General features: G+C 73.7%; 22 protein-coding genes and 1 pseudogene. 19 read left to right on the forward strand and 4 right to left on the reverse strand.

What is annotated here, in order from left to right:
* Positions 1 to 460 precede the first annotated feature (460 nt).
* The gene (locus GEV43_RS28375; RefSeq protein WP_160823312.1) at positions 461 to 985 is read right to left on the reverse strand and encodes a hypothetical protein; all 525 of its coding nucleotides are present in this window, start codon (positions 983 to 985) and stop codon (positions 461 to 463) included.
* Between the two features lie 283 nt (positions 986 to 1,268).
* On the opposite strand from GEV43_RS28375, the gene GEV43_RS28380 reads away from it, so the two are divergent.
* From GEV43_RS28380 to GEV43_RS28415, 8 genes are all read left to right on the forward strand, one after another.
* On the forward strand, positions 1,269 to 1,514 hold the full coding sequence (locus GEV43_RS28380; RefSeq protein ID WP_160823313.1) for a hypothetical protein: 246 nt from the start codon (positions 1,269 to 1,271) through the stop codon (positions 1,512 to 1,514).
* A 130-nt stretch (positions 1,515 to 1,644) separates the two neighbouring features.
* Complete coding sequence (locus tag GEV43_RS28385) at positions 1,645 to 1,869, forward strand: helix-turn-helix transcriptional regulator (protein WP_206681311.1); 225 nt, start codon at positions 1,645 to 1,647, stop codon at positions 1,867 to 1,869.
* Entirely contained in the window at positions 1,866 to 2,129 is a 264-nt protein-coding gene (locus tag GEV43_RS28390; RefSeq protein ID WP_160823314.1) for a WhiB family transcriptional regulator, read from the forward strand. Before GEV43_RS28385 ends, GEV43_RS28390 begins: the two co-directional genes overlap by 4 nt.
* 27 nt (positions 2,130 to 2,156) lie before the next feature.
* Positions 2,157 to 2,798 carry a hypothetical protein gene (locus GEV43_RS28395; protein ID WP_160823315.1) on the forward strand — a complete coding sequence of 214 codons (642 nt, stop codon included), beginning with the start codon at positions 2,157 to 2,159 and terminating at the stop codon, positions 2,796 to 2,798.
* The gene (locus GEV43_RS28400; protein ID WP_160823316.1) at positions 2,795 to 3,031 is read left to right on the forward strand and encodes a helix-turn-helix domain-containing protein; all 237 of its coding nucleotides are present in this window, start codon (positions 2,795 to 2,797) and stop codon (positions 3,029 to 3,031) included. The genes GEV43_RS28395 and GEV43_RS28400 overlap by 4 nt, the downstream gene beginning before the upstream one ends.
* Before the next feature lie 187 nt (positions 3,032 to 3,218).
* Entirely contained in the window at positions 3,219 to 4,259 is a 1,041-nt protein-coding gene (locus GEV43_RS28405) for a hypothetical protein (protein ID WP_160823317.1), read from the forward strand.
* Positions 4,260 to 4,436: 177 nt separating this feature from the next.
* Positions 4,437 to 4,994, forward strand: coding sequence for a phage tail protein (locus GEV43_RS28410; protein WP_160823318.1), 558 nt, complete (start codon positions 4,437 to 4,439; stop codon positions 4,992 to 4,994).
* A gap of 405 nt (positions 4,995 to 5,399) precedes the next feature.
* A complete protein-coding gene (locus GEV43_RS28415; RefSeq protein WP_206681312.1) occupies positions 5,400 to 5,666 on the forward strand; it encodes a hypothetical protein in 267 nt (88 codons plus the stop codon).
* Between the two features lie 16 nt (positions 5,667 to 5,682).
* Here GEV43_RS28415 and GEV43_RS28420 read toward each other — a convergent pair whose 3' ends face one another.
* Positions 5,683 to 6,273 (reverse strand): hypothetical protein, encoded by a 591-nt coding sequence (locus tag GEV43_RS28420; RefSeq protein WP_160823319.1) that lies wholly within the window; start codon positions 6,271 to 6,273, stop codon positions 5,683 to 5,685.
* A 282-nt stretch (positions 6,274 to 6,555) separates the two neighbouring features.
* On the opposite strand from GEV43_RS28420, the gene GEV43_RS28425 reads away from it, so the two are divergent.
* The 9 genes from GEV43_RS28425 to GEV43_RS28460 all read left to right on the forward strand — a co-directional run bounded on the left by GEV43_RS28425 (position 6,556) and on the right by GEV43_RS28460 (position 14,042).
* Entirely contained in the window at positions 6,556 to 8,298 is a 1,743-nt protein-coding gene (locus GEV43_RS28425) for a hypothetical protein (RefSeq protein ID WP_160823320.1), read from the forward strand.
* Complete coding sequence (locus GEV43_RS28430; RefSeq protein ID WP_206681313.1) at positions 8,295 to 9,173, forward strand: phage tail domain-containing protein; 879 nt, start codon at positions 8,295 to 8,297, stop codon at positions 9,171 to 9,173. Before GEV43_RS28425 ends, GEV43_RS28430 begins: the two co-directional genes overlap by 4 nt.
* A gap of 15 nt (positions 9,174 to 9,188) precedes the next feature.
* Complete coding sequence (locus GEV43_RS28435) at positions 9,189 to 10,355, forward strand: hypothetical protein (protein WP_160823322.1); 1,167 nt, start codon at positions 9,189 to 9,191, stop codon at positions 10,353 to 10,355.
* Between the two features lie 76 nt (positions 10,356 to 10,431).
* Positions 10,432 to 11,664 (forward strand): hypothetical protein, encoded by a 1,233-nt coding sequence (locus tag GEV43_RS28440; protein WP_160823323.1) that lies wholly within the window; start codon positions 10,432 to 10,434, stop codon positions 11,662 to 11,664.
* Between the two features lie 39 nt (positions 11,665 to 11,703).
* Positions 11,704 to 12,456: a hypothetical protein gene (locus GEV43_RS28445; RefSeq protein ID WP_160823324.1), complete on the forward strand. Its 753-nt coding sequence runs from the start codon at positions 11,704 to 11,706 to the stop codon at positions 12,454 to 12,456.
* A 27-nt stretch (positions 12,457 to 12,483) separates the two neighbouring features.
* Positions 12,484 to 12,969, forward strand: a complete 486-nt coding sequence (locus GEV43_RS28450) for a hypothetical protein (RefSeq protein ID WP_160823325.1) — start codon at positions 12,484 to 12,486, stop codon at positions 12,967 to 12,969.
* Complete coding sequence (locus tag GEV43_RS28455) at positions 12,962 to 13,198, forward strand: hypothetical protein (protein ID WP_160823326.1); 237 nt, start codon at positions 12,962 to 12,964, stop codon at positions 13,196 to 13,198. The genes GEV43_RS28450 and GEV43_RS28455 overlap by 8 nt, the downstream gene beginning before the upstream one ends.
* Before the next feature lie 45 nt (positions 13,199 to 13,243).
* Positions 13,244 to 13,369, forward strand: coding sequence for a hypothetical protein (locus GEV43_RS54050; protein WP_302931041.1), 126 nt, complete (start codon positions 13,244 to 13,246; stop codon positions 13,367 to 13,369).
* Positions 13,356 to 14,042, forward strand: a complete 687-nt coding sequence (locus GEV43_RS28460; protein ID WP_160823327.1) for a peptidoglycan-binding protein — start codon at positions 13,356 to 13,358, stop codon at positions 14,040 to 14,042. The genes GEV43_RS54050 and GEV43_RS28460 overlap by 14 nt, the downstream gene beginning before the upstream one ends.
* Positions 14,043 to 14,107: 65 nt before the next feature.
* On the opposite strand, the gene GEV43_RS28465 is transcribed toward GEV43_RS28460, so the two are convergent.
* Positions 14,108 to 16,426, reverse strand: coding sequence for an ABC transporter permease (locus tag GEV43_RS28465; RefSeq protein WP_206681314.1), 2,319 nt, complete (start codon positions 16,424 to 16,426; stop codon positions 14,108 to 14,110).
* A gap of 239 nt (positions 16,427 to 16,665) precedes the next feature.
* Positions 16,666 to 17,264: pseudogene (locus GEV43_RS55230) on the reverse strand (ABC transporter ATP-binding protein); the annotation flags it as partial.
* Between the two features lie 81 nt (positions 17,265 to 17,345).
* Between GEV43_RS55230 and GEV43_RS28475 the strand changes: the two are divergent.
* A complete protein-coding gene (locus GEV43_RS28475; RefSeq protein WP_160823328.1) occupies positions 17,346 to 18,632 on the forward strand; it encodes a sensor histidine kinase in 1,287 nt (428 codons plus the stop codon).
* Positions 18,629 to 19,363, forward strand: a complete 735-nt coding sequence (locus GEV43_RS28480; RefSeq protein ID WP_309239879.1) for a response regulator transcription factor — start codon at positions 18,629 to 18,631, stop codon at positions 19,361 to 19,363. Before GEV43_RS28475 ends, GEV43_RS28480 begins: the two co-directional genes overlap by 4 nt.
* Positions 19,364 to 19,481: the final 118 nt, after the last annotated feature.

Genomic DNA, 19,481 nt, shown 5'->3' on the forward strand with positions numbered 1-19,481 from the left:
CCTTCCGGTGCCGCGCCCCGGGTCGGTCCTCCGGTGCCGAGCCACGGGCTTGCCCTCACGTGCCGCGCCTCGGGCCGAGCCTCGCGGGCCGAGTCCCGGGCGTGCCTTCGGGTGCCGTGGCCCGGGCATGCGCTACGGCGCCGCGGCACGGGCGTGCGCTTTGGCACCATGCCCCGGGCGTGCGGTCCGGTGCCGCGTCCCGGGCCGAGCCACGGGCCTGGCCTCCGGCGCTGCGGCCCCGGGGGCCCGGCATTCGGGAGCGGGGTCTCTTTTCGTGCGGTGCGTCCTCGGTTCGTGTGGTGGGGCGGGGGCTCGGGGGGGGCGTCTCGTTGGCCTGGGCGGTGGGGCGCTGGTCTTGTGTGGTGTGGTGTGTTCTCGACTTGCGCGGCGCGTTCTGCGTTTTGTGCTGTTTGGGCCTCGTTCTGTGCGGTGTGGCGCGCCTGGGCGGCGCGGGGGCGGGTCAGCTTCGTTGGGCGGTGAGTCTGCCGTGGGAGCGGACGATGCCCAGGGCCAGTTCGAGCAGGGCCTGCTTCTCGCGGGTGCCGCCGAGGTCGTAGGCGGCGATCACGAGCGAGCGGCCGTCGTCCTCGCCGAGGGTGAAGACGCGGCGGGCGGCGGCGGCCGGTTCCGGACGTTCGCCGCCGGACGGTTCGCCCGACGGCGTCTCGGCGGTCGCCTGGGTGTCCGCGGCCGCGCCGTCCCGTTCGGGGACGCCCAGCTCGCGGAGGTGCGCCTCGGTCCAGTCGCCCGCGATGAGGCGGTCGAGCGTGCCGTCCGGCAGCACGTAGGCGCGCTCGATCGCGGCCTTCGTGCCCGGGGCGAAGTTGGCGCGGCGGCCCGACTCCAGGTCGGTGAGGATGCGGTACCCGATGCCGCCCGCGCGCTGGAAGTCGGTCAGCCGCGCCACTCCCAGGTCTCGGATCCGCCGCCCGCGCAGGGCATTTCCGATACTTGCCCAGGGCTTGTCGGAATCCGAGGTGGGCATCGGTCCGGCTCCTCTCTGACGCGGGGGGACGTGTTTCAGGGTGTCGGAAAGGTTGTGCACGGTCAAGCAAGCCCAGGCGGGCGGGGTGGGGTAAGGAGATCACGATTCTCGCTCAGATCCGTCAACGCTTGCCCTCTTTGCGTATCTTTGCCTAAGATTTCCAATCCTAACCCAGGACAATGCTGCTGTTGCCCATCTGGTTCGGCCGACGCTCGCGCGCGGCGACCGGCAGGCGACACGAACGGCCGTGTCTCGACCTCCCCGCATTTTTTCAGGAGATCTCATGTCCAAGGCGTCGTTCACCGAGCCCGTCAGCCACCGCGCGACCGCGCTCGAACTGATCCAGCAGCTTCAGACCCTGTCCGAGGGCGCGTCGGGGGACGGCGCGGTCGTCTCGCTTGCCGCGCAGGTGCTCGGGCACGCCCTGCTCGACGTGGCGAAGGCCGTGCGCGACTCGGCCGGCACCGAGGTCAGCCTCAAGCTCGTCCCCTCCGTGCAGTCGGAGCCGACGGGCGCGGCGGGCACCTGACGGACGGGATGCGGGGCCCGGGAGCCGGGTCCCGCAGTGGTTTTCCGCTCCGTTCCGATGATTCCTAACTTTTCCTTTAGCTTCCTTGATCAATCGGCCTCTCCGACACCCGAAGCGATGCGAGGTGCGAGTGAACGACAGCGAGCACGTGCCGATCGACCCGGAGGCGCTGCGCCGGCTGCGCGCCGCCTCCGGCCTGCGGCAGGCGGACCTGGCGGTTCTCGCCGGGATCGACGCCTCCTACCTGTCCATGCTGGAGACCGGGCGGCGGCGCCGGCCCTCCCGCGCCGTCGCGGCGCGGCTGGCCGAGGCGCTCGGCGTCCAGGCCCGGACGTTCACCAGGGACGGCCGGTGACCGCGGCCTGGCGCGAGCGCGCGGCCTGCGCCGGCGCCGACCCCGAGCAGTTCTTCCCGGCCTTCCCGTCCCGGGGCACCGCCACGGCGGCCAGGGAGCTGTGCGCGTCCTGCCCGGCCGTCCGGTCCTGCCTGGAGTACGCCCTCGCCGACGAGTCGATCGTCGGGATCTGGGGCGGCACCAACGAGCGCGAACGGCAGGTCATGCGGCTGCGCGCCGGGTCCGCCCCGCGCCCGCGCCCGTTCCCCGACGTCGCCTGAACGGCGCAGCGATCCCTAGGAGTTGCCATGTCCCACTGCCCAGGCCCGTGCAACGCGGCGCGCCGCCGCGACGCCTCCCACGACGCCCGCGACCGGACGGCCCGCGCGGTCCCCGTCGAGGGGGAGCCGGTGTGGTGCCGCCGCTGCCGGACGCTGATCGGCACGCGGCTCGCGGAGCTGGACGACCTCGCCGCGCTGCTCGGCGCGGCCGGGGGCGGCCGGCGGCCCGGCGTGCCGGAGAAGGTGTCGGGCAGCCGCGCCGCCGCGTCCCCCTCGCCCGTCGCCGACGACCTCGACGAGCTCATCCGCACGCTGCTGAGCTGGGAGGACGCCTACCGCGAGGACCGCGGGCTCGGCCCGAGGCCGCGGCGCGGGCGGTACGCGCCGACGCTGAGCAAGTGCCTGGCCTGGCTGGGCGCGCACCTCGACGGCCTGCTGCGCTTCCCGGGCGCCGAGGACTTCGGCGCGGAGGTCCTGGACCTGCACCGGCGCCTGAAGGGCCGCACGACGGGCGGCGGCCCGCGGCGCGCCACGCCGCTGCCGTGCCCCCGCTGCGACCTGCTGACGCTGGCCCACGACGTGGTGGCCGAACGCGTGCGCTGCCGCCAGTGCCGCTGGTCGGCGACCGTCGAGGAGTACGAGGCGTACTCGCGGCGGAGGGCGTCGTGAACGATCCCTCCCGCACGCTGCTCACCGTCGCGCAGGCCGCCGAGCGCGCCGGGGTCGGCGCCTCCACCGTCCGCCAGTGGGTCCGGCGCGGCCACCTGCCGGTCGTACGGCTCGCGGGCCGCGTGTGGGTCCGCGAGCTGGACCTGCTGATCGCCGAACGCGACACCCGCCGCCGCGGCGGCGCCCGCCGCGGCGCGGAGGCAGCAGGGCCAGTCAATTGCGGGGGTGGCTGAGGGGCTGTCACTCTCGTTCTCGATGGTGGTGCTCTCTCGCCGGGAGCGCCGCGGGGAAGCCGCCGGGCGCACATGCGACCGGCGGCTTCCCCATGTCAGCGGCCCGGGGGCCGCGCCGCCCTTCCCCTCGGCCCCCGGGCCGCCCCACCCACTCGCACCCCGCGTCCGCTACGCGGAGGAGGCCGCTGTGTCGATCATGTTCCGTGCATCCACGTCCGCGTCGGGGACGTCCTCGGCCGTCCTGACCCTGCCACCGGCGCTGCGCCCCGGCGACGGCATGCTGATCTTCGCCGTCGTGAACGGGGCGGCGACCCTGGCCGCGCCGCCGGGCTGGACCCTCGTCGACTCCCGCGCCGTCGGGACGAACGTCTCCGGACGGGTCTTCGCCCGCGCGGCGCAGGCCGGGGACGCCGGCGCCGCGGTGAACGTGACCAACGACGGCGCCGCCGGCGTCAAGAGCGCGGCGGTCCTCGTCGCGTACGCCGGGATTGACCCGCTCGGTCCCGTGCACGTCTCCGGCGCCCGCACCGAGACGGCGAGCGGGAACGCGCACGCCACGCCGGCGGTGACGACGACCGCGGGCCAGTGCTGGGCCGTCCAGGCGGCGGTGTCCAAGGACGCCGGGACGGCCTGGACGCCGCCGTCCGGGACCGTCCTGCGCCAGCAGGTCTTCGCGGGCGGCACCGGCCAGGTCACCGCCGCCGTCGCGGACGGCAACGGCCCCCACCCCGCGGGCCCCGTCGGCGGCGCGGCGTTCACCTCGACCGCCGCCACCGCGGACGCGATCACGTGGACGGTCGCGCTCCGCCCCGAGATCCCGGTCGCCGCCGTCTTCCCGGACGTCGAGGCCGCGGTCGCCTCCTACCTCACCTCGCGGCCCGAGATGGCAGGGATCCCGGTCGGCTCCTCGCTGCCGTCCGGTCACGACGGCACCACGCCCGCCGTGGTGCTGATCCGCGACGGCGGCTCGTACCGCGAGGACGAGGCGCTGGACGACGCGCAGCTCCGCATCGAGACGTACGGCCCCGGCGTGACCGGCGCACACGAGGTCATGCGCCGCGTGCGGGCGCTGCTCGCGGGCCTGCCGTCCCACGCGTTCCCCGGCTTCGTCATCGGCGACGTCACCGAGGAGGGCCACCTGCGGGGCCTGCGCCGGCTGACCGACCGCACCAGGCCCGAGTTCACGCGCTACTGCCTGAACGTCCACCTGCTCGTCCACATGAGCTGATCGCGTCCGGGCGCCGCCCCGGAACCGCCCACGCGCGGCGGCTCGCGCGCCGCCGCCCTCCGGCCCGGCGGCGCCCGGACGCGATCCACCCGTACCAACGGCGCCGGGGGACAGGCCCCCGGCGTTCCGCGCCGCAGCACGCCCCGTTCTGCGGACCTCCAGATGACAGGAGTCGTCATGCCCGGAATCTCCCCGTCCGACATCCGCGTCGCCGGTACCGGCAGCGTCCTCGTGGCGCCGAAGAACACCGACGTCCCCGACGTCGGCACCGCGTTCGCCACCCCGTGGAAGGACCTCGGCCTCACCACCAACGAGGGCGTCAAGGTCTCCAAGAAGGACAAGCTCGACCCCGTGGACTCGTGGCAGTACGCGGCCTCGATCCGCATGATGCAGAGCGACCGCGACCTGACCGTGAAGCTCACGCTCATCCAGGTCAACCTGGACACCCTGCCGTTCTTCTTCCACGGCGACCCGACCGCGCTGCCCGCCCCCGGCGCCGGCGCGTCCACCCGCCTGGACCTGCCCCCGACCTCGACGCCGCCGGAGTTCTCGCTGGCCGTCGAGTTCAAGGACGGCGCGACGACGACCCGGCTGCACCTGCCGCGCGCCGTCGTGACCGAGAACGACGAGATCGCCCTCGCCCGCAACGGCGCCGTGAAGTTCGGCGTCACCATCGCGGCGCTCGCCTCGGACGCCGTCCCGGCCAAGCCGCTGGCGAGCTGGCTGACCAAGTAATGGCCCGTTACAACGTCAACGCGGCGCGCGCCCAGCGGCTGGAGGCGCTGGGCGAGCAGTGGGAGTTCGAGATCGACGGCGCGGCGTACCGGCTGCCGACCGAGCTCCCGCACAAGGTGGTCAAGCAGCTCGCCGACCTCGACGCGTCCGACGTCGAGGGGATGCTCGGCCTGCTGCTCGGCGCCAAGCAGTACGACAGGTTCCGCAAGCACGAGGTGAGCGTCCAGGACGTCCAGGCCCTGATCGAGGCGTACGGCCGAGACTCGGGGATGCTCCTGGGGAAGGCTCGGCCTCGACGAGCTCGTAACCGAGCACGCCGAGGCGATCGAGGCCGACCTGCTCCGTTTCTACGGGGTCGATCTCCTCGATTACCACAGGGAAAGGCTGTCCGCGCGGCGGGTGCGGGTGCTGCTCCAGCACCTGCCGCGCGACAGCGCGTTCCTGCGTTCGGTACACGGAGACGACGCCGCCTGGGGCCTCCAGGAGCACCTGCTGGCCCTCGCCGTCGACCACCTCGCGGTCGGCAACTGGCTCTTCACCGCCGCCCACACCGACGGCGACCCCCCGGACCAACCGGACCCGATCCCCCGCCCCGGCGCGGACGACCCCGGCACCTCCTCCGCCCGCTCCGCGTCACCCGCCCAGATCACGGCCTTCTTCGCGTCGCTGTGACGCCCATCCGGGGCCGTCATTTGGCGGTGGCGTACACGGTTATCTTGTCCACGCGCATTTTAATGGACGATACGCCGGCGCCCAGGGCGGACTCGTAATCGTACTTACCGCGCACCGTCGCATACGCCTCGAACACGTCCTTCTGCACCACGTCGGCGAGCATCTTCTTGGTTCCTTTGAGGAACGTGTTCTGTTCGTAATCCGAAAGGTAGCCGCCCTCATTCGGGGTAAGTCTGGCGTGCCCCGTTACGGCCCGGAAGGTGTCGGACCCCGTCGTCGAATCGAAGCTCATGACCTTCCCGTAGATGATGATGCGCCTGCCTTTGAAGTCGTCCGGGGACTTGCCGAGTTTGGCGAAGTCCCGGGCGCTGAGGTGCGTGTAGCGGGCCGGTTCGAACGGGTCCGCGGGGTCTCCCCAATCTCCGTCCGAGGTCAACGAGCGGACGGTGAGGACGGCCGCGGTGATCACCACGGCGGCGAACGCCACGGCCGCGATCACCGCGCCCCGGCGGCCGACGGTGGCGCGCACCTTCTTCTTCGGGCCCGGGGGCCGAGGTGCGGGCCCTGGTTCGGCGCCGGGCACGTCGTCATGGATTGCTTCGGACATGAGCGACATGTACGGCAGTGGGCGGGCTTCCGCACCCGATTGGCCGGTACCGGACATGTCGATGGCTGATGAAAGGTCGCATCGATGGGCAATGAAAAAGAACTGACAGAACTCACCAGGAAAGTCTCGGATCTGGTCAACCAGTTGAAGAACGGTGCCAATCTGGCCCCGCTGGGTGACAAGATTGCGGCTTTGACGGATGCCCTTAAAAATCCTCCCAGTAAGTCGTCGTTCACCCCCGCCGTCTACACGGCCCTGAGTGCGACGGCATTGTCGCTTCTGGTGTCCGGCACGTCGCTCGTCAAGTCGTTCCAAAGCCTCAAGCTCTCCCGGGAGAGCTTCGTTAAAGATCTCAATAAGGAGCACATCGAGAAGGCCGATGCCGCCAGGGACGCCGTCGACAAGAAGAACAAGCGCCGTGGTGTCACGCAGGCCGTGGACGACAGCGCGAAAGGAATCAAGGGAAGCGTCGGCAAACTGGAGGACGAGCTCAAGAAGAGCATCGGCGCCAGTTCCGGCGTGGTCAAGGGGGGGCTGGGAAAGCTCGAGAACGAGCTCAAAGCCGCGTTCGCGGAGCTGAAGGCGCACATCACCGCGGAGACGCCGAAGATCGGGAAGGCCGTCGCCGACGGGCTGGCCAAGGGGATGCAGGCCTCCAAGAGCGTGATCGAGACCGAGGCGAAGCGTCTCGGCGAAGTGATCGCGGAGGCCGTCAAGGACAAGCTCAAGGTCGAGTCGCCGTCGAAGGTGATGGCTCGGATCGGTGAGCACGTCGGGGACGGGCTGGCGAAGGGGATCAAGGAGGGGCGCGGCAAGGTCACCTCGGCGGCCAAGCAGCTCGCGTCGTCGGCGACGAAGGTCACGGGGCTGCGCGCCACCGCCACGCGGCAGGGGCGGCAGATCGGGGACGGGATCGCGTCCGGGATCCAGCAGAGCAAGGGGAAGGTCTCCTCCGCGATGCGGAGCGCGACGCAGCCGGTGAGCACCGGGGCGCGGAGCGCGGCGAACGGGCTGGCGCCGCTCAAGAAGGAGCTGACCGCGACGGCGGGGGAGGCGACCAAGAGCGGGAAGCAGCTCGGGACGACGACCAAGGGGATGAAGGGGCTCGGGCCGGCGGGCAAGCTCGCCGGCGGCGGGCTGAAGGCGGTCGGGACCGGGTTCAAGGCGGCGCTCGGGCCGGCCGGGCTGATCATGATGCTGCTGGAGCCGTTCATCACCAAGCTCGTCGAGACGGTGGTGAAGTCCAAGACGTTCCAGAAGATCGTCTCGCAGGCGATGAAGGTCGTGTCGGGCGCGATCAAGTGGGTGACCAACGCGGCCAAGTCCGTCTTCAACTGGGTGAAGAAGAACTGGCCCCTGCTGCTGGCGATCCTGACGGGGCCGTTCGGCATCGCGGTCGGGCTCATCATCAAGTACAAGGACAAGATCCTGAACGCGGTGAAGGGCGCGTTCAACTGGGTCAAGGGGCACTGGAAGCTGCTGCTGGCGATCCTCACCGGGCCGTTCGGGCTCGCGGTGTACGCCATCAGCAAGAACTTCAACAAGATCGTGTCGTTCGCCAAGGGCCTGCCGGGCAAGATCGCGCGCGGGATCGGGAACGTCGCGAGCACGCTGCGCGGCAAGGGCATGGACCTCATCCGCGGGTTCATCAACGGCATCAAGTCCATGGCCGGGTCGGTGATCTCCGCGATCCGCGACTCGGTCACCGACAAGATCCCCGGCTTCGTCAAGAAGGCCCTCGGGATCAGCTCGCCGTCCAAGGTCATGATGGAGCTCGGCAAGAACGTGGGCGAGGGCATGGCCCTCGGCGTCGAGCACGGCGGCGGCAAGGTCGCCAAGGCGATGACCGGCCTGGTGCAGCCGCCGAAGACCGCCGCGTTCCGCCCCGCGATGGCGGGGCAGCCCGCGCTCGCCCGCGCCGGCGCCGCGTCCTCCCTGCACGTCGAGAACTACTACGAGTCGCCGCGCGGCAGCGTCCGCACGACCGCCGAAGAGCTCATGTGGCTCGCGAAGGGCAGGGGGTGAACGCCGTGCCGAACCTCATCACCGGACCCGGCCAGATCGAGTGGAACGGGCTGCTGCTCGGCGACGGCACCGAGTACCTGGTGCAGTCGCTGACCGGCTGGCGCGAGCTGCCCGGCGTGGACGTCGGCACCGAGAACCGGCCCATGGTGCACGGCGCCTGGGCCGGGCGGGTGCTCGCGCAGGAGCGCATCGTCACCGCCGAGCTCACGATCGTCCCGCTGGACGGCGAGGTCGGCCGGGTGGTCGCCGAGCTGGAGGCCGCGACCAGCCCCTCCGAGGACGCCGCCGAGGCCGAGCTGACCGTCGAGGACTACCCGGGCGAGCGGCGGTCGGTCTGGGGGCAGATCACCCGTCGGGCGATCCCGCTCGCCTCCGGGTACCGGCAGCGGATCACCGGCGTCGCGATCCAGTGGAACTGCGCCGACCCCCGGCTGTACGCGCCCGTGGACCGGGAGGTCTCCACGGGCCTGCCGTCGTCCGGCGGCGGGCTCGACTACCCGCTGTCGTACCCGCTCAGCTACGGCGCGCCGGGCGCGTCGGGGGCGGTGCCCGCCGAGAACGCGGGCAACGTCCCGACCTCGCCGCGGCTCACCGTCACCGGGAGCTGCGTGCGGCCCCAGGTCGTCAACCAGACGACCGGCAAGACGCTGGACTTCGACCTGGTGCTCGGCCCCGGCGAGCGCCTGGAGATCGACTGCCGCAACGGCACCGCCCTGCTGAACGGCACCGGCGACCGCCTCTACGCCATCACCGGCGAGTCCGTGCCCGTGGAGGACTTCGACCTCGTGCCCGGCCCCAACACCGTCGCGTTCCGCGCCGCCCAGCCCGACCCCGCCGCGACGCTCGCGGTCCGGTGGCGGGACGCCTGGCTGTGAGAGGAGGCAACGACGATGACCGCGACGTACCGGTACCTGTTCTGTGACCTGCTGACCGACCGGCCGATCACCGCGCTGGAGCTGACCGGCGTGACGTTCGAGCGGCGGATCGTGCAGGCGGGCAGCTTCAAGGCGCAGCTGCCCATCGCCAACCGGCAGGTGGCCGACCGGGTCCGCAAGGTGTTCCCGCCCGAGGACGCCGGGGTGTCGCCCGCCGGGGCCGGACGGGTCGTCTGCCACGTCTACCGCGGCGCGGAGCTGTGGGGCTCGTACATCATCTGGCAGGCGACGCCCGCCGGGGACGAGCGCGGCAAGGTGCTGCTGGACCTCCAGGGCGCGTCCCTGGAGTCGTACCTGCACCGCAGGCAGATCTGGGAGGACCTGGCGTTCGACCAGGAGGACCAGATCGACATCGCGCACGCCCTCGTCGCCGACATGCAGTCCGAGCCGGGCGGCAACCTCGGCCTCCTGCCGGTCGGCGGCCCGTCCGGCGTCCTGCGCGACCGGTACTTCAAGGGCAGCGAGGCGGCGTCCTACGGGGACCGGCTCGCCGAGCTGGCCAACCTCGCCGACGGCTTCGAGTACTACATCCGCACGTACGTGAGCGCGGGGCGGCGGCGGCGCGAGTTCGTCACCGGCCGGCCGCGGCTCGGCAACGGCGCGGCGGCGGCCGACATGGTGTTCGCCCGCCCCGGCAACGTCATGACCTGGTCCTACAGCAGCGACGCGGGCTCGGGCGCCACCCGGTGGCGGGCGCGCGGCGACGCGGTCAACGACGACCTGACCGCCGACTCCGAGCCGCTGGTCAGCGGCGTCGCGCAGGCCCCCGGCTACCTGGAGGCGGGCTGGCCGTACCTGGACCGGACGGTCGACTACCAGGGCGTCAAGGACCGCGCGACGCTCGACGGGTACGCCGCGTACCAGGCCGGGCGCAAGTCCGGGACCGTGCGGATCCCGCAGATCACGGTCCGGATCGGCGACGAGGTCCCGATCAGCCCGAACCGGCTCGGCGACCACGCCCGCGTCACCCTCGTGGACGACTGGTGGCCGCTGGACGAGCGGGGCCGGCCGACGTTCGCGCACACCTGGCGGGTCGTCGGCTTCGAGGTCACGCCCCCGGCGCGCGGCGCGGAGGAGCGCGCCACCCTCATCTTCGAGGAAGAGGCCGAAGAGGAAGCCTGACGCCCCCGCCCCGCCGCACAGCGTCCCCCGCAGAGCGGCGACCCCCCTTCACAGCAGCGACACTAAGGAGCGCAGCGTGACCATTCGCGTGCTCGGACTCAAGTCCGACTACACCTCGGCCGAGTCGCACCGGCTCGGCCTGTCCACGTTCATGGCGCCCGCCGGGGCGCGGTTCGACCGGCGGTCGGGCATCGTGCCCGACGACGGTGACGGCGCCGCCGACCTCGCCGGGACGGCCGGGACGATGCAGGCCGTCGTCAAGCCGTTCTCGGCCTGGATCGACGGCACCTCGGCGGCGGCCCAGGGCGGCTACCCGTTCGTCAGCGACAGCGACGTGCCGCTGGTCTTCGACGCGGGCGAGCCGTCCGTCGCGCGCGTGGACCGCGTGATCGCGCGGGTCAAGGACGACCCGTACGACGCCTCGGGCGTGCAGGACGGCTTCGTCGAGATCCTCAAGGGCCAGTCGAACGGCGCGGCGTCGCCGCTGCCGCCCACCTGCCTGCTGCTGTGGGAGGTGACGGTGCCCGCGGGCGCGTCCGCCGGAGGCGGCGGGATCAACTGGGCCACCGCGCGCGCCGACCGGCGGCAGCCGACCTGGGCGCTCGGCGCGACCGGGATCGTCCGCAACGCCGTCGAGCGCGACAGCCTCTCGACGTACGAGGGCCTCAGCGTGTGGCGCTCGGACTACCAGGCCAGGCAGGTCTTCGCCGGCGGGATGTGGCGGTGGCGGGACCCGATCTCGGTCGGCAGCGCCGCCGAGCGCGACGCCATCGGCGGCGGCATCTTCGTCGGCGGGGACGTGTGGCGCAGGGACCTCGGCGCCATGGAGACCTGGAACGGCACGGGGTGGGTGCGGCCGTGGCCGTGGCTCATCCGCAAGAACGCCGACCAGAGCGTCGTGAACTCCAACGTGTTCGTCGAGGACAACGAGCTGGTCCTGAGCGTGCCGGGCAACGGCGGCTTCATGCTGTCGGGCGTGCTGTTCTACTCCGCGCACCAGGACGCCGACCTCAAGATCGGCTGGAACGGCCCGCCGAACGCGTGGATGGACTGGACCTGCCGGGCGCTGCACGGCTCGTCCACCACGACGTCCGGCGCCCAGTTCGTGGACCGGCAATACATCACCAGCAACCCGGGCATGGGCGGGGCCGCGGCCAACAACACCGTGCAGCTCACCGCCACGCTGCACGGCCTGCTCGGCTCCGGCGACGGCGGCACCCTCAGGCTGCGCATGGCGCAGACCACCGCGCACGCGACCGCGTCGATCATGCGGGCGGGGTCGTTCTTCAGCCTGCAGAGGGTCTGGTGACGGCGGGCGCCGGCGCGCGCGGCGCGGGGGAGGGGCGCGATGGGAACGCCTAACTACCCCGACGACTGGGCCGACCAGTGGAACCAGATGCGCACCGGGATCCAGGCCGCCATGACGGCGGCCCGGGCCCGGGTGAAGTTCGCCAAGATCGCCGCGGCGGAGCTGATCGTCGGGACGCTGACCGGCCGCCGCATCGTGATCAACCCCGAGGGCGGCGCCGAGCCGAGCATCCGCTTCTACCCGGAGGGGATCCCCGAGAACTACGCCGAGATCTGGGGCCGCGCCGACCCGGACTCGCCCGGCTACACCCGCCTGGTGCTGTCCACGACGCAGACCGCCGCCAACACCCAGGTGCGCCTCGACAAGGACCAGTTCCGGGCGATGACGTTCGACGCCGAGGGCGTCGCCGACGGCGGGACGCTCGACGTGCGCCGCGACGCCGTGGACGTCGGCTTCGTCTACACCGACGTCCAGTCGCGGTTCCGCTTCCTCAACGACGGCCTCACCCTGCATTACGGCAGGTGGTGGAACTACGCCGACGGCGGCCCGCAGCAGGGCATCTTCACCGGGCAGGTCCGCAGCGGGGACGGCAGCGGCGGCGCGTGGACCGACCTCGCGATCGGCTACGGCGCCACGCGCGCGAGCGCGACCGTGCCGGTCGTCACCGTCTACAACACCGCCAACGACGCGCCGTTCGCGTGGAAGCTGCAAGCCGCGTCCACCGCCGCGTTCACCGTGCGGGTGGAGGGCAGCCACGCCTTCTACGCCAACTTCTGGTGCTTCCGGGTCTAGGGACCCCCGACGCGAGAGGAGATCGCCATGGCAGCGGACGAGTACCGCGTGACCGCCGTCGAGGAGACCGCGATCGGGACGACCCCCTGCTGGATGGTCACGCTCGTCCGGCCGGACGGCGGGAGGAGCGGGCACGTCTTCCCGAAGTCCACGCTGGAGTGGCGGGCGGCGGAGTACGGCATCGACCCGGACGACATCGAGGCCCTCCTCGACATCGTCCTGCACGAGCCGTACCTGCCGGACCCGGGCCCGACCCCGGAGGGCGCCCGGGGCGCGGGCGCGGCGCCCGCCGCCGTGCCGAACGTGCAGGCCGCGGCCGGCGACCTCGCCGCCGTGCGGCGGGCGCGGGCCGTGCATCTGGAACGGATCGCGGGCCTCAAGCGGACGGGGGTCCGGGTCGTCCAGGACGAGGACGCCGACCCCCTCAAGGCGATCCGCGACCACCACGGCGTCGATCCGGAACGGGTCGCGGAGAAGAGGCGGCTGCTGGAGGGGCCGCAGGCCCGTGGGTGACCTGGCGGGGGTCGTCATCACCACCCGCGACATCTACGACAAGGTCGTCGAGCTCGGCGGCAAGGTCGACGGGATGGGCGCGGCGCACGAGCAGGTCCGGGCGCAGGTGGCCGACCACGAGCAGCGGCTGCGCGCCACCGAGCGGTGGCGCTACGCGCTGCCGGTGTCGGTGCTGCTCGGGACGCTGTCGGCCGCGCTGTCGTTCCTCGGCACGTACGTCGGCCGCTGACCTTCCCCCCGTTTCCGGGGGCCGAGCACCGTTGAGGAGCGAGCCATGCCCGAACCCATGCCGCCCGAACCCGCGGGCGGCGCGGAACCGCGTCCCGAGGACGGGCCGCAGGACGTCCCGCAGACCCCGGACTCCGTCGTCGAATCGGAGGTGCCCGATGGCGACGGCTGACGACGTGCTGCGGGTCGCGCGTTCCCAGCTCGGCTACGCCGAGCGCGGGAACGGCTGGACCAAGTACGGCGACTGGTACGCCAAGGGATTCGAGAACGCCGCCTGGTGCGACATGTTCCTGTCCTGGTGCGCCGCCGAGGCCGGCGCGGCCAAGGCCGTCGGGCGCTTCGCCTACACCCCCTCGCACGCGGGATGGTTCCGCGACCGGGGCCGGTGGGGGAGCGCTCCGCGCAAGGGCGCCATCGTGTTCTTCGACTGGGGCGGTACGCGCCGGATCTCGGCGATCGACCACGTCGGGATCGTGGAGGCGCTGCGTTCGGACGGCGGCATCGTCACGATCGAGGGCAACACGAGCGACGCCGTCCGCAGGCGGGTGCGCCGTACCGGCATCGCCGGCTACGGCTACCCGGCGTACGCGGGAAGCGGCTCGGGCGGCTCCGGCGGCGTCCCGGCGTGGCCCGGACGCTACCTGCGGCGCGCGAAGCCCATGATGCACGGGCCCGACGTCAAGCAGTGGCAGGCGCGGATGCGGGCGCGCGGCTCCGCGATCGCCGCCGACGGCTGGTACGGCCCGGAGTCGGAACGCGCCTGCCGCGACCTCCAGAAGAGGAAGCGCCTGGAGGTGGACGGCGTGGTCGGCCCGGACACCTGGCGGGCCACCTGGGCGAAGTGATCGCCCCTCCCCCCGGTCAGCAGGGCCTCGGCCCTCCTGACCGGGGGGTTCTTCGCGTGGACGGGTCATTCGGTGCGCAGGGCGGTGGCGGTGCGGACCCCGGCGGCCCAGGTCGCCGGGAGCAGCGCGCCCAGCACGGCGATGGCGACGCCGCCGAGGCCGAGCAGGACCAGCCCCGGCGCGTCGTACACGCCGATCATGCGCGGGGTGAGGCCGGTGCCCGCGCCGCGTCCCATCAGCGGCAGGACGCGGTGGTGGAGCGCGACTCCGGCGGGCAGCCCGATCAGCCCGCCGACCGCGCCGATCCCGGCGACGGAGCCGAGCACCATGGCCACCGTCTGCCGGGGCGCCATCCCGATCGCCTTGCAGACGCCGAGGTCGCGCACGCGTTCGCGGGTGTCGAGCACGACGGAGTTGAGGACGCCGAGCCCGGCGACGCCGACCAGCATCAGCGTGAGCAGCGCCGCCAGCGAGTCGAGGACGACGATCGTGGCGTCGTCCAACTCCTCGTTCGGGAACGCGTCCGCGCCGAGGGGCCGCAGCGCCGCCTTCAATCCGTTCAGGTAGGTCCCGGTGGAGACGCCGGGCTTGAGCGTGACGGAGTACGCGTCCACGGCGACCCCCATTGAGGCGAACGACGCGAGGTCCGCGTGGACGCGCATCCCGTCGTTGTCGAGGTCGAACGCCTCGCCGACGATCCGCAGCCGCACCGGGGCGCCCTGGCGCTGGACGGTGAGCGCGTCGCCGACCCGCAGGCCGGTGACGTCGAGGAAGCGCGTCGGCACGACCGCCTCGCCGGGCCCCGCGACCCACCGCCCGGAGATCATCTCGACGGCCCCGCCGCGCGGGCCGCCCTGGTAGAGCACCGCGTCGACCGCCCCGACCACACCGGGCACGGTGACCTGCGTGCGCGCCGTTCCGTAGGACGACGCGGTGCCCGGCGCCGCCCGGATGGCGGCGCGGACCCGGGCGTCGGTCGCGGGGGAGGACCGCGCCGGGCCCCGCGGCCCCGGCGGCTCGGTGACGACGGTGACGGCTCCGGCCGTCCGCTCGGAGCTCGCCTCGCCGACGGCGGTCAGCGACGCGGCGAGCCCGATCGCGAACGTCGCCGCCGCCGTCCCGAACGCCACGGCGAAGAGCATCGACGCCGAACGGACCGGATGGGCGAACGGGGCGGCGAGCCCGAGCGACAGGGGCCGCGGCAGCCGCAGCCGCCCGCCGACCCGGTGCGCCCACCTGCCCCGGCGCGCGCCCGGCGCGCGGCCGACGGCGATCGCCTCGACCGTGCGCAGGCGGCCCGCCCGCAGCGCGGGCACGAGCGCGGCGAGCGCGACGACGCCGAGCGCGGCGGCGGCCACCGCGAGATCGACCCACCAGGCGACCGACAGGCCGCTCGACCCGTACACCTCCTGGACGTCGCCGAGCAGCGGGTACGCCACGGCGTTGCCGAGCGCGATCCCGAGCAGGACGCCCGCGCCGGACGGCAGGAGCGCCTGCGCCACGTACGCGCGGACGATCCCGGCCGGGGTGAACCCGATGGCCTTGAGGACGCCGATCCTGCGCACGCCCGCGCCGACCGCGCCGCCGACCACGCCCGCCACGATGATGACCGCCATGACCAGGCCGAGCGCGCCGAACGCCAGGAGGAACGGCACGAACGTGGCCGCCTTGCGGTCCGCCGCGTACTTGGCGTCCAGGTACGTCTGCGTGCCGAGGAGCGACCCGGCGGGCAGCGCGGCGGCGAGTCCGGCCCGGCCGGAGGCGAGCCGTCCCTTCGTGGCGTCGCCGGAGAAGCGGTAGAGCATCTGCGCCATCGGGCGCGATCCCGGCCCGCGCAGCGCGTCCAGCTCCGCGGGCACGACCCACGCGTCGGCGGTGTCGCCGACCGACCTCGCCCGGCCGACGATGGCGAGCTTCCGGCCGCCCGGCAGGACCAGCGCCGACTCCCGGAGCGGCGGGAAGTCCGCCGACACCGCGATCTCGCCGGGCGCGGACGGCCACCGTCCCGACACCATCGTCAGGCGGTCGAGCGCGCCGCCCGGACCGGCGCGCCCCGCGACGGTCAGCTCGATGCCCGGCCGCCCGCCGGGCTCCTGCGGGGTGACGACCGCGACCGGGTACGGGCCCGCGACGGCGGTGACGCCGGGCACGCGCGCGGTGGCGGCGAGCCGGGCCGCGTCCGCCCTGCCGGTGTCGAACTGCGCGGTCAGGTGCGGGCCGCGCTGCCGGGCGAACGCGGCGTCGAACGGCGCGGACGACGCGACGACCAGCGACCCGGCGACGACGGCCGACGCGACGGCCATCAGCGCGGCGAGCGCGATCACGAGGGTCTGGACGCGGCGCCGCCCGGCGCCGGCCCGCACGACCCGTCCGGTGGCGCTCACCGGGACGGCTCCGCGCGCTCGTCGGACTCGACGCGGCCGTCCACCAGCCGGACCGTCCGCCCGGCGACCGCCCGCGCGAGGGCGAGGTCGTGGGTGACCAGCACGATCGTCTGCCCCTCGCGGTTCAGCCCGGCGAGCAGGTCGCGGACGTCGCGTCCCGACGCGGTGTCCAGCGCGCCGGTCGGCTCGTCGGCGAGCAGCAGCGCCGGGCGGTTGACCAGCGCACGGGCGATCGCGACCCGCTGGCGCTCCCCGCCCGACAGCCGCCCGGGTAGGCGTCCGCGTGCCCGCCGACGCCGAGCGTCTCCAGCAGCTCGGCGGCGCGGGCGGACGCCTTCCGGCGCGGCATGCCCGCCAGCTCGGCGGGCAGGCGGACGTTCGCGGCCACGGTGAGGTCGTCCAGCAGGTTGAAGAACTGGAACACGAACCCGATCCGGTGGCGGCGGAAGCGGGCGAGCGCGCCCTCCCCGAGCCGGTCGAGCCGGTCGCCGGCCACGGTCACGGCGCCGGACGACGGCCGGTCCAGCCCGGCGACCAGGTTCAGCAGCGTGGACTTCCCGCTGCCGGACGGCCCGGTCACCGCGACGGCCTCGCCGTCCCCGACGGCGAGCGACACCGGCCCGAGCGCGGGTGCGCCGCCGCCGTCGTAGCGCTTGGCCGCGCCTTCCAGCTCGATCACATGTCCCACGGCGTCTCCGTTCCTCCACGTCGCGCGCGCCCGCGCACGGCGGCCGGCCGAACCGGCGGAACGCGAAGCTACGCCGGGCCCCGCGCGCCCGGCGTCCGCCGCCGCACCGACATCCGGTACGCCGCGAGGACGATCCCGCGGCGGCGTCATCCCTGAGATGTACGCCCGGCGGCGGGGGACCTGGTCTCCGGCGCCGATGCGCACCCGGCGGGCGGGCGTGACAATGTGCGGATGGACACGGCCGGAACGGGCGGGCGGCGCCGCCGGAGGGACTGGCGCGGACGGCTGCGCGAGTCGTTCCGCCCGGAGCCCAAGGGCGACCCGCTGCCGGTGCGCGCCGTCGTCGTGGACGCCGCGCTCGCGTTCGCGCTGACCGTCATGGCGCTGCTCGTCCAGCACGGCGGCGACATGCCCGCGCGGGTGGGCCACGACGCGCCGTTCCCTCCCGAGCCGCCGATGCCCGGCGAGCCGGTGCACTTCGAGGCCGACCACGCGTCCTGGCCGCTGATCGTGCTGACGGCGATGCCGCTCGCGTTCCGCCGCAGCCACCCGCTCGCCTCGTTCTGGCTGCTGCTCGCCGCGGCGTGGGCCGTGGGCGAGGACGCGAGCTGGGTGACGATCGCCTCCTGCGTCATCGGCGGCTTCAGCGCGATGGCGCACAGCCGCTACCGCAAGCAGGCCGTCGTGAGCCTCGGCGCGGCGGCGGTGCTCGCCGGCCTCGCCCTCCGGGACGCCGGGCCGACGCTGCCGGACTGGTCGGCGCCGTTCTTCGTGCTGCTCGTCGCCGGCGTCCTCGCGTCGTTCGTCCGGTCCTGGCAGCGGCGGCTCAGGGACAGCCAGCGCAGGTTCGCCGAGCTGGAACGCGCCCAGGAGGCGGCCACCCGCCGGGCCGTCGAGGTGGAGCGCGCCCGGATCGCGGCGGAACTGCACGACGTGGTGACCCACAATGTGAGCGTGATGGTGATCCAGACGGGCGCGGCGCGCAAGGTGATGGACGCCGAGCCGGAGCTCGCGCGGCGGGCCATGCTGGCGGTCGAGGCGAGCGGCCGGGCCGCGATGTCCGAGCTGCGCCACGTCATGGGGCTGCTGTCGCCGTCCGAGCCGGAGCGGCCGGACGTGCCCGACCCGCAGCCCGGCCTCGGCCGCCTGGACGCCTTGGTCGAACGGGTCCGCGCCGCGGGCACGGACGTCGCCGTCTCGGTGTCGCCGCCGCCCGGGCCGCTGCCGCCCGGCGTCGACCTGGCCGCGTACCGGGTCGTCCAGGAGGCCCTGACCAACACGATCAAGCACGCGGCGGGGGCCTCGGCGACGGTCGCGATCGGCCACGACGGCGACTGGCTGACGATCGAGGTCGCCGACACCGGCGGCGCGCCCGGCGCGGACGCGCGGCTCGGCAACGGCCGCGGCCTGATCGGGCTGCGCGAGCGGCTCGCGGTGTACGGCGGGACGCTGGAGTCGGGCCGGACGGGCGGCGGCGGGTTCCGCGTCACGGCCCGCGTCCCCTGGCGGGCGCCGTGACCCTGCGCGCGGTGATCGCGGACGACCAGGCGCTCGTCCGCACCGGCTTCCGCATGATCCTCGCGGCCGACGGCATCGAGGTGGTCGCCGAGGCGGTGGACGGCGACGAGGCCGTCGCCGCCGTGCGCCGCACCCGCCCCGACGTCGTGCTCATGGACATCCGGATGCCCGGGACCAACGGCATCGAGGCCACCCGGCGGATCACCGGCGGCGGCGCCGAGGAGACCCGGGTCCTCATTCTGACCACCTACGACCTCGACCACTACGTCTACGCCGCGCTCACCGCGGGCGCGAGCGGCTTCCTGCTCAAGGACGTCACGCCCGAGCAGCTCGTCGCGGCCGTACGGCTCGTCCAGGCGGGCGACGCCCTGCTCGCGCCGACGATCACCCGCCGGCTGATCGAGCGGTTCGCGCCCCGCGAGGAGGCCGGGCCCGTCGTGCACCGCGACCTGTCCTGCCTGACCCCGCGCGAGCTGGAGGTGCTGCGCCTGCTCGCCACCGGCCTGTCCAACGCCGAGCTCGCCGACCGCCTGACCCTCAGCGCCGCGACCGTGAAGACGCACGTCGCCCGCATCCTGTCCAAGCTCGCCCTCCGCGACCGCGTCCAGGCCGTCGTCCTCGCCTACGAGACCGGCCTCGTCTCCCCAGGCGCCGCCGCCCCCGCCGCCCCGACCAGCGGCCCGAACCCCACCGGAAACACCGCCCCACCGGGCTCCCCGCCACGCGACTGAGCGGCCCGCTCGGGCGGTGTGCGGTGGGGGTTGTGGCGGTATCCGCGGCGTCCCTATTCGTTTCGCGATCGTCCCCTTGGACCGGGTACGCTTGCCCGGTCGCCAAACCTCCCTGGCA

Source organism: Actinomadura sp. J1-007, from assembly GCF_009793335.1.
In the GTDB taxonomy this organism is placed as follows: Bacteria; Actinomycetota; Actinomycetes; order Streptosporangiales; family Streptosporangiaceae; genus Spirillospora; species Spirillospora yumaensis.